At 70.3% G+C, this 12,880-nt stretch carries 9 protein-coding genes and 2 pseudogenes; 7 read left to right on the top strand and 4 right to left on the bottom strand.

Annotation, left to right across the window (positions count from 1 at the left end; all coding sequences use genetic code 11):
- The first annotated feature begins 350 nt into the window (after positions 1-350).
- The 3 genes from M3Q35_RS18095 to M3Q35_RS18105 are packed head-to-tail and all read left to right on the top strand — an operon-like array spanning position 351 to position 2,490.
- Positions 351-782, top strand: coding sequence for a helix-turn-helix domain-containing protein (locus tag M3Q35_RS18095; protein WP_273943036.1), 432 nt, complete (start codon positions 351-353; stop codon positions 780-782).
- Positions 783-791: 9 nt separating this feature from the next.
- Entirely contained in the window at positions 792-1,313 is a 522-nt protein-coding gene (locus tag M3Q35_RS18100; RefSeq protein WP_273943037.1) for a hypothetical protein, read from the top strand.
- The gene (locus M3Q35_RS18105) at positions 1,306-2,490 is read left to right on the top strand and encodes an MAB_1171c family putative transporter (protein ID WP_273943038.1); all 1,185 of its coding nucleotides are present in this window, start codon (positions 1,306-1,308) and stop codon (positions 2,488-2,490) included. Before M3Q35_RS18100 ends, M3Q35_RS18105 begins: the two co-directional genes overlap by 8 nt.
- On the opposite strand, the pseudogene M3Q35_RS18110 reads toward M3Q35_RS18105, so the two are convergent.
- The 3 genes and pseudogenes from M3Q35_RS18110 to M3Q35_RS18120 form a co-directional block, all read right to left on the bottom strand.
- Positions 2,462-4,077, bottom strand: a pseudogene (locus tag M3Q35_RS18110) (acyl-CoA dehydrogenase family protein). The gene M3Q35_RS18105 and the pseudogene M3Q35_RS18110 overlap by 29 nt on opposite strands.
- The gene (locus M3Q35_RS18115) at positions 4,061-4,672 is read right to left on the bottom strand and encodes a TetR/AcrR family transcriptional regulator (protein WP_273943039.1); all 612 of its coding nucleotides are present in this window, start codon (positions 4,670-4,672) and stop codon (positions 4,061-4,063) included. The pseudogene M3Q35_RS18110 and the gene M3Q35_RS18115 overlap by 17 nt, the downstream one beginning before the upstream one ends.
- A 43-nt stretch (positions 4,673-4,715) precedes the next feature.
- Positions 4,716-5,258: a helix-turn-helix transcriptional regulator gene (locus tag M3Q35_RS18120; protein WP_273943040.1), complete on the bottom strand. Its 543-nt coding sequence runs from the start codon at positions 5,256-5,258 to the stop codon at positions 4,716-4,718.
- A 379-nt stretch (positions 5,259-5,637) separates the two neighbouring features.
- On the opposite strand from M3Q35_RS18120, the gene M3Q35_RS18125 reads away from it, so the two are divergent.
- From M3Q35_RS18125 to M3Q35_RS18140, 4 genes are all read left to right on the top strand, one after another.
- Positions 5,638-6,888, top strand: a complete 1,251-nt coding sequence (locus M3Q35_RS18125; protein ID WP_273943041.1) for a cytochrome P450 — start codon at positions 5,638-5,640, stop codon at positions 6,886-6,888.
- Positions 6,889-7,204: 316 nt separating this feature from the next.
- The gene (locus M3Q35_RS18130; protein WP_273943042.1) at positions 7,205-7,897 is read left to right on the top strand and encodes an AfsR/SARP family transcriptional regulator; all 693 of its coding nucleotides are present in this window, start codon (positions 7,205-7,207) and stop codon (positions 7,895-7,897) included.
- A 70-nt stretch (positions 7,898-7,967) separates the two neighbouring features.
- Positions 7,968-8,300: a trypco2 family protein gene (locus M3Q35_RS18135; RefSeq protein WP_273943043.1), complete on the top strand. Its 333-nt coding sequence runs from the start codon at positions 7,968-7,970 to the stop codon at positions 8,298-8,300.
- 6 nt (positions 8,301-8,306) lie between these two features.
- Positions 8,307-11,321, top strand: coding sequence for a bifunctional trypsin-like peptidase domain-containing/SEL1-like repeat protein (locus M3Q35_RS18140; protein WP_273943044.1), 3,015 nt, complete (start codon positions 8,307-8,309; stop codon positions 11,319-11,321).
- Here M3Q35_RS18140 and M3Q35_RS18145 read toward each other — a convergent pair.
- A pseudogene (locus tag M3Q35_RS18145) lies at positions 11,322-12,748 on the bottom strand (aminobutyraldehyde dehydrogenase). It lies immediately after the preceding gene.
- Positions 12,749-12,880 lie beyond the last annotated feature (132 nt).

The following is a 12,880-nucleotide window of genomic DNA, read 5'->3' on the forward strand; positions in this document are numbered from 1 at the left end:
CGCAAGTGCACCGCCACAGGCACTGGGCGTGCGCCCGGCGGGAGGGTCCGGGGTGGACTTCGACCGGTTCGGCCCAAGGGCCCGCATGCTGATCGGCGCAGCCACGGGACAACTCACCGAATTGATCGTCACATTCGTCAACGATGATCGACATGACGGCTCACGGGAAACCGCTGGGTAGCAGGGTTGCGGCCGCCAGAAGGTGGGTGTTTTGGGCGTTCTGACCGGTGCACCGATGGGGTAACCCCTCGGCGTAGCCTCGCCGTCGGTGCGTGACGGACGGCCCGCGCCTGTAAACTGTGATGAATACCTAGGTACGACGGCTTCATCCGTGCTGAGGGAGGTGGACGGTGCCGGCGCCCCAGACCGAGCCGACGTCACTCGCCGCGAAGATCGACAAGCTGTTCCAGGTGGTCCGCAAGCCCAGCCGCGAGCAGTACAGCCACGACGAGGTGGCCAAGGCCTGCCGCGAGGCCACCGGGGAGAGTTTCTCGACCACCTACCTGTGGCAGCTGCGCACCGGCCGCCGGGACAACCCGACCAAGCGCCACCTGGAGGCGCTGGCCCAGTTCTTCGAGGTCTCCCCCGCGTACTTCTTCGACAACGAGCAGAGCGCCAAGATCGCCGAGGAGTTGGAGCTGCTCGGGGCCCTGCGGGACGCCGGAGTACGAAATGTTGCGCTGAGAGCGGTAACGCTGTCCCCCGCCGGGCTCGACACCATCAGTGACATGATCGACGCGATCGCCCGCAGGGAGGCGATCCGCGACGGGGACTCCCGCTGATCAGGAGTGATGGTGCGGCAGGACAAGCAGCTGTGGCGACGCTGCCGGGAGCTGGCCGACTCGGTGCCGATGCCCGCCCCGTTCCGCCCGGACACGTTCGTCCGGGCCGTGGCCGAGCACCGCGGCCGGCGAATCGAGCTGATGCCGGTGCCGGCCACCGAGGGCGCGCCGTGCGGGCTGCTGATGACGACCGATCGCGCGGACTACATCCTGTATCCCGTCAACACCACTGAGCTGCACCAACAGCACATCCTGATGCACGAGGTCGCGCACCTGCTGTGCGGGCACACCGGCACCGCCGAGATCGACGCCGCCGCGACCAGGGCGCTGATGCCCAACCTGTCGCCGGAGCTGGTCCGCCGCGTGCTCGGCCGCACCGTCTACACCGAGACCGAGGAGCACGAGGCCGAGCTGCTGGCCTCGCTGATCGCCCGGCGGGCGGCCCGGCTGCCGCGGCCGCCGTCGGCCGAGGCGCCGGACGAGGTCGTGCAGCTGGAGCGGCTGTTCGGCGTGCGGCGACGCGATGGTTGAGGTCCTGGCCTACCTCGGCTGCCTGATCGCCATCGTGGTTGTCTGCTACAAGGTGCGGCTGGCCAGCTCGGACCGGCGCACGCGGGGCCTGCGGCACATCGCCGGCTTCGCGGTGTGCATCGCCGGCGCGCTCGGCCTTGACGCCTGGATGACGGTGAAGATCGACGGCCCGATGCCGGCCATCGCCGGCCTGGTCAGCGACGAGCTGAAGCTGGGGGCGCTGGGCTTCCTGGTGCTGTTCGCCGATTCCGTGCGCAGCGCGGCGGTGCACGGCCGGTGGTATCGCCTGGTCACGGCGGTGACGATGGCCGCGGCGGCGGCGCTGTTCTTCGTCGCCGGGGCGCACGAGTCGGCGACCGACGTGGTGACGTTCACGCCGGACGGCGTCGGCTGGTTCGTGGCCTACAACGTGGTGCTGATCGGCTACGAGCTTTGGGGCCTGCTGACCTTCGCCACGCTGATCGCCCGGTTCGCGCGGCTGGTCGAGCCGGGTCTGCTGCGCACCGGGCTGCGGCTGATCATCGTCGGCGCGCTGATCGGCGTGCCGTGGGCGGGCTGGCAGTTCGACGACATCTGGATCGCCGTGGTACGGCACCAGAACACGACCAGCGAGGACGAGGTGTCGGCGGTGCTGGCCGCGCTGTGCGTGCTCGTCTCGGCCTCCGGGGCGACGCTGACCGCGTGGGGGCCGTACCTGAGTGGTCCGGCGCACTGGCTCGGCGCGCAGTGGCGGTACGTGCAGCTACGGCCGTTGTGGTCGGCGATGCACGCGGCGATGCCGGCGATCGCGTTGAGCACCGTGGCCCGGCAACAGGGCGGTGTGGAGTTCGCCCTGTACCGGCACGTGATCGAGATCCGTGACGCGCAGTTGGCGCTGCGCGGGCACATCCACCCGTCGGTGGCGGTCTGGGCGGCGGAGGCCGCTGACGGCACCCATCCGTCCCGGCGCGCGGCAACCATCGAGGCGGCGACGATCGCCGCCGCGGTGCTGGCTCACGACGCCGGGATCGCCTACCCGGCCGGGGACCTGTCCCCACACCGGGTGGATCCCAGCCTGGCGGCGGAAACCCGGTGGCTGGCCCAGGTGTCGCGGGCGTTCGCGCATTCCCGGGCCGTGGCGTCGGTGCGCACGCGGATGGCCGCGGAGCTCAGCGGAGCGACGGCCACGAGCTCGTGATGATCGCGCGACTGTCCACACCGGACGGAAGCGTGCCCAGTGCGATGCCCCAGTCCTCGCCCAGCCGTGAGGCGCAGAACGCATCGGCCACGGCCGGGTGGCCGTACCGCACCAACAGCGATCCCTGGAGCACCAAGGCCATGGTCTCGACCAGACGGCGGGCCCGGAACTCGATGTCGTTCAGGTCGGACAGATCCTTGCGCAGCAACTCGACCGACCGGTCCAACCGCGCGTCCGCCCCGGCGGCCAGCTCCAGCTCGCCGAAGAACGCCTCGACCGAATCGGGCTGACGGGCCATGGCGCGCAACGCATCCATCGCGGCGACGTTGCCGGAGCCCTCCCAGATCGAGGGCAGCGGCGCTTCCCGGTAGAGTAGCGGCATGCCCGATTCCTCGACGTAACCGTTGCCGCCCAAGCATTCCAGCGCCTCGGCGGCGTGCATCGGGGCCCGCTTGCACACCCAGTACTTGGTCACCGCCAGCGCCAGGCGGCGGAATGCCGTCTCGTCCCGGTCGGTCGCGCCGGCGAGGCGGAACATGGTGACCAGCGCCGCTTCGGCCTCGACCGTGAGATCGGCCAGCACGTTGCTCATCAGCGGCTGGTCGACCAGCAGCTTGCCGAAGGCGCTGCGGTGACTGGCGTGATGGACGGCCTGCGCGACGCCCGCGCGCATGCCGGCGGCGCTGCCGATCACGCAGTCCAGGCGGGTGTTGTTGACCATCTCGATGATGGTCGGCACGCCACGACCTTCTTCGCCGACGAGCCATCCGATGGCGTCGTCGTACTCGATCTCGGAGGAGGCGTTGGACTTGTTGCCCAGCTTGTCCTTCAGCCGCTGGAGGTGGATCCGGTTGCGGGTGCCGTCGGGCAGGATCCGCGGCAGCAGGAAGCAGGACAGGCCGCCCGGCGCCTGGGCCAGCGTGAGGAACATGTCCGACATCGGGGCGGAGGTGAACCACTTGTGGCCGCGAACAACGTAGTCACCGTTACTCGTCGGCATGGCGGTGGTCGTGTTGGCCCGGACGTCCGAGCCGCCCTGCTTCTCGGTCATCGACATTCCGGCGATCAGGCCGCTCTTGGTGCTCGGCTCGCGCAGGCCGTAGTCGTAGATCTTGGCCGCCAGCAACGGTTCGTACCGCTCGGCCAGCTCCTTGTTGTGCCGCAGGGCGGGAATCGCCGCGTAGGTCATGGCCAGTGGGCAGGTGTGGCCGGCCTCGACCTGGCTCCACACGAAGAACTTCGCCGCCCGCGCCACGTGCGCGCCGGACCGCTCGTCCCGCCAGGCCGCGCCCTGGAGGCCGTGCTCGACGCCGACGGTCATCAGCTCGTGCCAGTACGGGTGGAAGTCGACCTCGTCGATCCGGTTGCCGTAGCGGTCATGCGTGCGCAGCACCGGGGGTTGGCATTGGCGCCACGGCCCCATTCCTGCGCCCGCGCGCTGCCGGCGAGGCGGCCCAGCTCGTGCAGCTCCGGCTCGGCCCAGGCCGCGCCTTCGCGGCGCAGGCCGTCGATCAGCGACGGGTGCGCCGCCACGTCGTGGCCCACCAGCGGCGGAACCTGGTTGGTGACCTCATGGGTGGGCGGCATCGTCGGCTCCCAGCGCGCGAAGGGTGAAACGAACGAGGTTGGGCACTGTGTCGGCGCTCGCGACGCCCGCCGACAGCGGGCCGACCAGCACCTCCGCCACCGCCCCGACCAGCGCGGCGGCCGTGATCTTGGCGTCCTGCGGCGGTAACACGCCCGCCTTGACCGCCTCCGTGACGTGCCGGGCGAAGGCCTGCTGGAACACCTGCCGGAACACCAGGCGCTCGGCTTCAACCGGCGCGTCCACCGGCTCCGCCAGCAGCGCGTAGGCCAGCCGCGGCGACTTGAGGGCGCGGTTGGCGAACGTCTCCACGATCGCCACCACCCGCTCGATCAGGTCGCCCGGGCCTTCGGCCGCGTCCTTGACCGCCTGCACCTCACGCGTGACCAGGCCGCGGAACACCTCCACCACCAGCTCCGCCTTGCCCGGGAAGTACCGGTAGACGCTGCCCGTGGACACTCCGGCCCTGGCCGCGACCGCCGCGACCGAGCAGCCCGGATAGCCCTGCTCCGACAGCAGCGCCACCGCCGCCGCCAGCAGCGCCTCGCGCTGCGCGTCCAGCCGGGCCTGCATCTGGGGTGTGCGTCGGTACGGCACGTCAAGCAGTGAACCACGGTTCACAGCTTCGTGCCAGTGGGCTTCAGGACAGCGGCAGGGCGTCGGAATCCAAGATGCCGGTGCGATAGGCGATCGACACGGCTTCGGCGCGGCCGTTGGCCTCGAGCTTGCGGATGATGTTCTTCGCGTGCGAACGGACCGTTTCCACGGAGACCACGAGTCGTTCCGCGATCGAACGGCTGCTCATGCCTTCCGCGATGAGCGCGAGGATTTCCGTTTCACGCTGGGAGAGCGCATGGGATCGTTTCTGGTCGGGCGAGGTTGTCTCGCCCTTCGACTGTATCGGCACACCGAGGTAAACACCGGCGAGCACCTGGTGCAGATAGCTGGCCGAGGCCGTGGCCAGGGCCACCGCCCGCGCGCCCTGGCCGAAGGCGAAGCGGGCGTCCTCGTCGCTGTGGCCGGACGGCGTCAGCAGCACGACAACGGGACAGGCGGTATAGCCGCTGCTCAGTGCCCGTACAAGGGTGAAGCCGGGATCGGCCGCCTGGTCGACGACGGCCATGCCCGTGGTGTTGCGCCCGACGAACCGCACCGCCGCCGATGCCGACGCCGCCGCGCTCACCGCCCCCACCTCGGGCAGACGGGACAACACTCGCGCCAAACCGATTCGGGTGAGCGGGGAAAACCCCACGATCAACACTGGGCGGCGACGGTGGTACATGCGCCGGATACTCTCACGCGTTGCGCCAATTGCGATACCTGGCGTGACCCACGAGTCAGTACGATCACGCGCGGTAATCCCGGAATTGGCACTCATCACCGGATCAGATCATCGGCGGCTTTGTTTTCTACTCTATGTAGTAACGATGGCGGTCGGTGACCGGTGGAACCGGTCAGTCCGCGGTCAGATCGCCGTCATGGTCGGCCCAACGCCGCGGGCTGGCTACCCCTTCGCGCACAGCGGCGGCCACGAACCGGACAGTGGCCATATGGTCGGCCAGGTGACCAACGCAGTGGAGGCGGCTGGCCTGATGCTGGCCGAGCCCGGGACGTACACCGACAACGACCGGCTGCACGAGGGATTGTCGTTGCTACGACGGGAATCCCCGGTGCACCGGGTGGAGGCGGCGGACTATCGGCCGTTCTGGGCGGTGACCCGGCACGCGGACATCATGGAGATCGAGCGCGACCACGAGCGGTTCCGCAACGCGCCGCGCCCGGTGCTCAGCCCACGGGCGTTGGACGAGCGGCTCGAGCAGATGGTGGCCGAGGGCCGGGCGCTGCGCACGCTGGTGCACATCGACGGCCGGGAGCACCGGCTGCTGCGCGCCATCGGGGCGGACTGGTTCCGGCCCAGTGTCATGCGCCGCATGGAGTCTCGGGTGCGCGAGCTGACAAGGCGCTCCGTCGACCAGATGGCCGCGCTGGGCGGCGAGTGCGATTTCGCCGCGCAGATCAGCATGGACTTCCCGCTGTACGTGATCTTGTCGCTGCTGGGGATGCCCGAGGACGACTTCGGCCTCATGCGCGCGCTGACGCAGGAGCTGTTCGGCAACTCCGATCCCGACAAGGCCCGTGACCTGGATCCCGCCTCGGCCACCCTCGTGATCGACGATCTGTTCGCCTACTTCGGCAAACTGGCCGCCAGCCGCCGGGCGACACCGACCGAGGACATCGCGTCCACGATCGCCAACGCCCAGGTCGACGGCGAGTATCTCAGCGACCAGGACGTCCTCTCGTACTTCATCATCGTCGCCACCGCCGGGCACGACACCACCAGCGGCGCGCTGGCCGGCGGCATCCAGGCCCTGGCCGAGCATCCCGAGCAGCTGCGCCGGCTCAAGGCCGATCCGAGCCTCATTCCCACCGCCGTGGACGAGATCATCCGCTGGACCACGCCCGTGACGTCGTTCATGCGCAACGCCGCCGAGGACTGCACCCTGCGCGGCGTCCAGATCCGTGCGGGCGATGCCCTGCTGCTGTCCTATCCCTCCGGCAACCGCGACGAGGACGTCTTCGCCGACCCGTTCACGTTCGACGTCGGCCGGACGCCCAACAAGCACCTGTCCTTCGGCTTCGGCGTGCACTACTGCCTCGGCGCCGCCCTGGCCAAGATGGAGATCGCCGCCTTCCTCCAGGAGCTGCTGCCCCGCCTCGACAGCCTCGAGCTCGCCGGCGAGCCCGCCCTCGCCGCGACCAACTTCGTCGGCGGGTTGAAGCGACTGCCCATCCGCTACTCCGTCACGAGCTGATTTCCGCCAACCCCCAGATCGCTCGGCCCCGCCCCTGCTTCGCCCGGTTGCTGGATTTTCGAGGGCCGCGACCTACGCGCCCCACCACCGAGCCGGATGCGGCCCTTGAAAATCCAGCAAGGGCGAGGCAGGGGTCACGAGGGGCCGAGCCGCCCTGCCGGAGGCAGGGCCATTCAACACAGTGCCGAGCCGCGACGCCGGAGGCGGCGCAATTCAGCGCTGCCTCTTTGGGTGGTATCAGCCGTTCGCCGCAGTGACTCCTGTGGTCGTGAGTGACCATGACGGCGTAGAACGGCTGACCTTTCGGGGGTACACCATGTCCGACACCGCGCGTCTGACCCTGCTTGACGGCTTCGCGCTGACGGTGGGCGGGCGGGAGCTGGTGGTGCCGAAGGCGCAGCAGCGGCTGCTGGCGTTGGTGGCGCTGCGCCGGGACACCAACCGGAACACGGCGGTGGGCCTGCTGTGGCCGGAAGGCAGCGAGGGGCGGGCGCTGGCCAGCCTGCGGACGGCGTTGTGGCGGCTCCAGCAGCTGTCGGTGCCGACGGTGCGGGTCAGCGGCGACGCCATCAGCCTGGACCCGGCGCTGCGCCTGGACGTGAGCGAGCTCGTGCAGATGTCACGGCAGGGCGGCGCGGATCTGCCGACGAGCCTGCTGCTGGGGCCGCACGAGCTGCTGCCCGGCTGGTACGACGAGTGGGTGCTCGTCGAGCGGGAACGCCTGCGCCAGCTGTACCTGCACACCGTCGAGGGTTTCGCCGCCGCCGGCCTGCGCGCCGGCCGGCACGGCGACGCCCTCGAAGCGGCGCTGGCCGCGCTGCGGGCCGATCCGCTGCGGGAAAGCCCGTACCGGCTGGCCATCGAGGTCCACCTGGCCGAAGGCAACGTCGCCGAAGCCCTGTCCACGTACCAGCACTACCGCGCCCTGCTGGCCCGCGAGCTCGGCGTCGCCCCCTCCCCCATGATCCGCCGCCTGATCCACGAAACCCTGGCCACCGCCGCCGTCTGAGTCACCCAAACGGGAGGTAACTCTCAGCGCCCGGCCGACGACGTTCCAGACAGCACATCGAGGGGGTGCCATGGGCGACGCGGTGGTGGGGCTGGCCGAGGCGATCGAGGCGTTGCGCGCGGAGCTGACGGCGGCCGTGGCCGAGGGGCAGGACTCAGCCATGCAGTTCACGCTGGAGCCGGTCGAGCTGACGGTGCAGGCGGTGGTCGAGAAGAACGCGAACGGCAAGATCGGCTGGAAGATCCTGGAAGCGGGCGGCTCCTACAAGTCGGCGACGACGCAGACGTTGAAGCTGACGCTGACGCCGATGTGGCGGCGCGAGGACGGCACGCTCGTCCGGGACTTCACGATCTCGGCCGTGCAGTCGGCGGGCGAGCGCGACCATGTCGGGCCGAAGCCGTAGCCGATCATGGTTGACGTGCCGTGGGCCGGGGTGCCGGCGGACCGCGTGGTGGCGGTCCTCGCCGAGCTGCGACACGGGCGGGTGCAGTGGGGATCCGGCTTTCTCATCGGACGTCAGCAGGTGCTTACGGCCTGGCACTGCACGATCGACAAGGAGTCCGGCGCCGAACCGCTTGCGGTGTCGGTGATTCGACGGACCGACGGCGCACAGGTCGCCGTCGCCGACGTCGTCAGCTCGCAGCGGCTGGACGTGGCGGTGTTGCGGCTCGCCGAGCCGCCGTGGCCGGATAACTGGGACAGCCCGGGCTTCGGCCGGGTCGACCGTCGCTTCAGCGGCCGGTTGACCGACTGCCAGGCCGTCGGATATCCACTGTTCCAACGGGATCCGGCGGACCGCCAGCGCAATGCGGCGGAATTGCACGGCACGATCCGGCTCACCGAGGACGTGGAGTCCGGTTTCCTGGTGCTGCGGGACGCCGACCTGCGGGACGTACACGTGCCCGAATCGGCGATCGACAAGGCCGGGTCGCCGTGGGGTGGCCTGTCCGGCGCGCTGGTGTTCCACCGTGGACTCGCGCTGGGCGTCGTCGTCGAACACCATCCGCGCCAGGGGTCGTCGGCGATCCGCATCGTGCCGATGGATCGCATCGCCGGCTCGTTGGACGCCGACGGTCGCCGCGTCGCCGACGCCCTGTCCCTACCGGCCGACCTGCGCATCGCGACGGATGATCAGGTGCCGCCGCTGGCCGGGCTGGTCGACCGGCTCGACGACGGCGACCTGCCGCTGGTGGCCGACCTGAATCCGTACCAACTCGGGGCGTCGGTCACCGTGTTCGGCGACCGCGACAGCTACGGCGAGCACGATCCCTACGTGCCGCGCACCCGGCACGACGTCGACACGCGGCTCCGCACCGCCCTGACACGCGGGCAGATGGCGCTGGTGGTCGGCCCGTCGAAGGCCGGTAAGACGCGGACGGCGTTCGAGGCAGTCCGCGACTGTTGGCCCGACGCACGCCTGGTCGCACCGGAGCCGTCCTTGCTGCACCGCCTGGTCGCGCATCCCCGGATCGCGTCGTCCGCGGACCGCCTCGTCATCTGGCTGGACGACCTCCAGCGGTTTCTCACCCCGACCAACCCGGTGACACCGGCGTTGCTGAGCCAGCTGATCGCACGCCCAGGGCCGACGATCGTCCTCGCCACCCTCCGACAGGAGGAACGAGCGCGGTTGCTCCGAGAGGGCGCGCTCACGCGAAACGCCCGTCAGATCCTCGAGGACGTCCTACGCACAACGATCGACCTCGCGTCCACTATGGACGATCCTGATGAGCAGGCCGCCGCCGCGGCCGCCTATCCGAGCCAGGACCTGTCCACCGCCGGCCTCGCGGAACGGCTCGCCGGCGCCCCCACGTTGCTCCAGCAGTACCGCGACGCCCGCGCCGCCGACCCGATGCTGCATGCCGTGCTGCAGACCGCCATCGACTGGGCCCGGGTCGGCATGGTGCGTCCCATCGGCTCCACCGAGCTGACCCGACTTGCCGTCGACCTGCTGGCCGTCGAACGACCCGAGCTCGACCCCGCGGACGCCGAGCTCGACGCCGCCATCCGGACCGCCCGCACGCCGCCAGAGGGAGCCGGCCGGGTCGCCGCCCTCCGCACCTTCCCACTGCCTCAGCGCATGCGCGGCTATCGGCCCTTCGACTACCTGATCGCCGCCGACGACGGCCAGGTCGGCGACGAGCGGCCCGTTCCCGACGACTTCTGGGACCAGGTCCTCGCGCTGGCCACCACCGAGGAAGCGCTGCACATCACCCAGGCCGCCGAAGAGCGTGAGCTGATCACGGTCGCGCTCAAGGCCTGTCTGCCCGGCGCCGAGGCCGGTGACGTCCACTCCATGCTCGCGTTGGCCGAGTTGCAGATCGAAGAGGCGGAGCCACCGCTTCTGGACGAGGCCAGGGCGTGGCTGGAGCGTGCCGTGGCGGCCGGCGAACCCGACGCCATGGCCCGGCTCGGGGAGTTGTTGGCGGACGAGATCGAGCCGGCCGAGCCGGCGGCCGCGCGCGCCTTGTTCGAACGCGCGGCCGAAGCGGGCAACACGGCGGCCATGTGCGGACTTGCCTCGCTCGCCGGCGACCAGGAGCCGCCAGATCGGGCCGGCGCGATCGCGTGGTACCGGCGAGCCGCGGAACTGGGCGACCCCAACGGCATGCTGAACCTCGCCAACCAGCTCGGTGTCCTGAGCGATCCACCCGATCTCGAGCAGGCGTGGCGCTGGCTGCGGCAGGCCGACGTGGAAGGCATGTCGCACTTCGCCGTCGCCATGTTGGCCGCCGAGAATCCCCAACTGGTCCCCGAGAGCGAACGGGAGGCCTGGCACGCACGCGTCCTGGAGGCCGGCGACGCCGACCGCTTTTTCGAAATAGGCCGAATGTGTGCCCAGTCGCCGGGTGAGGGCCTGGCCAGTCCAGGTCATTGGTACGAACACGCGGCCACGGTCGGACACGTCCCGGCGATGATCGCGCTCGGCGTCGCGCTGATGGAGGAGTCGGACCCGCCACAACCCGACGTGGCCCGATCGTGGTTCACCCGGGCGGCCGAGGCGGGCGACCCTGTCGCCATGTACAACCTCGGCATCCTGTGTCAGGAGGTGCTCGACCCGCCCGATCTCGACACGGCGGCGTTCTGGTACGTGCGGGCCGCCGAGAACGACATGCTCGATGCCATGGTCAAGCTGATGCACATCCTGCCCGGCCTTGACCGGTACGACGAGCTGCTGCCGTGGCTGGAGCGCTATGTCGAGGCGACCGGCGACACCGGCACGATGCTCGCGATCGCGTTGATCCTGCTGTACAGCATCGAGCCTCGCCGGGTGGCCGACGCCGTTGCCTGGCTGCGACGGGCCGCCGAAGCCGGCGATGTCCGGGCCATGGAGCACCTGGCTTTCGCGCTCACCGACATCGTGGAGCCGGCCGACCCCGAAGAGGCGCAGCTGTGGCTGGAGCGGGCCGCCGAGGCAGCGGGCTAGTCACTCGAAAGCCGACATGACGTGCTTGATGCGGGTGTAGTCCTCGAGGCTGTACAGGGACAGGTCCTTGCCGTGGCCGGAGTGCTTGAAGCCGCCGTGGGGCATCTCGGACACGATGGGGATGTGGGTGTTGAGCCACACGCAGCCGAAGTCGAGGCGCTTGGCCATGCGCAGGGCGCGGCCGTGGTCACGGGTCCAGGCGCTGGAGGCGAGGCCGTACTTGACGCCGTTGGCCATGGCCACGGCGGAGTCCTCGTCGGCGAAGGTCTGCACGGTGATGACCGGCCCGAAGACCTCGTTCTGGATGATCTCGTCGTCCTGGCGGAGGCCGGAAACCACGGTGGGGGCGTAGAAGTAGCCCCGGTCGCCGACGGTGGAACCGCCGGTGAGCACGGAGGCGTGGGAAGGCAGCCGGTCGATGAAGCCGGCGACCCGGGCCAGCTGCGAGGCGTTGTTCAACGGCCCGTACCAGACGTCCTCGGACGGCGCGCCGGTACGGAGCTTGCCGGCCTCGGCGGCGAGCAGGGCCGCGAACTCCTCGTGCACGGATTCCTCGACGATGACGCGGGTGGCGGCGGTGCAGTCCTGGCCACCGTTGAACGTGCCGGCGGCGGCGATGCCGGCCGCGGCGGCCGCGAGGTCGGCGTCGGCGAACACGACGACGGGGGCTTTGCCGCCGAGCTCGAGGTGCGTCCGCTTCAGGTCGACGGCCGCGGCGGAGGCGACCTCCATGCCGGCCCGGACGGACCCGGTGATCGACACCATGTCCGGACGGTCGTGCGACACCAGCGCCCGCCCGGTGTCCCGGTCGCCGCAGACCACGTTGAACACGCCGGCCGGCAGGAACTCGGCGCACACCTCGGCCAGCAGCGTGGTCGAGGCCGGCGTGGTGTCGGACGGCTTGAGCACGATGGTGTTGCCGGCGGCCAGCGCCGGGGCGATCTTCCAGATGGCCATCATCAGCGGGTAGTTCCACGGCGTGACCTGCGCGCACACGCCGACCGGCTCGCGCCGCACGTACGAGGTGTGCCCGGCCAGGTACTCCCCGCCGACCGGCCCTCCAGCATCCGGGCCGCGCCGGCGAAGAAACGCAACTGGTCCACGCAGGGCGGGATCTCGTCGGTGGTGGTGAGGGCCAGCGGCTTGCCGGTGTCGGCCGACTCGACCTGCACGAACTCGTCGGCCCGGGCCTCGATCGCGTCGGCGATCTTCAGCAGCGCCAGCTGCCGCTGTGCCGGCGTGGTGTCGCGCCAGGTCTCGAAGGCCGTGCCGGCCGCGGCGACGGCGGCGTCCACGTCGGCCGGCCCGGACAGCGGCGACGTCGCGTACACCTCGCCGGTCGTGGGATCGACGACGTCGAGGGTGCGGCCGTCGGCCGCGCCGGTCCGTTCGCCGTTGACGAGGTTGGTGAAGACAGTCTTGGCCACCGAACGGATCCTTCCAGGCACGGATTTAGTCGTAAACCATGGTCTCGCTTGACGGTATCGATTGCAACCACTCGATTAAGTTGCTGTTTCCGCAGCCACAGCCATTGACTTCCCAGCGTCGAGCGCCTTCAC

This window comes from Kutzneria chonburiensis (assembly GCF_028622115.1).
In the GTDB taxonomy this organism is placed as follows: domain Bacteria; phylum Actinomycetota; class Actinomycetes; order Mycobacteriales; family Pseudonocardiaceae; genus Kutzneria; species Kutzneria chonburiensis.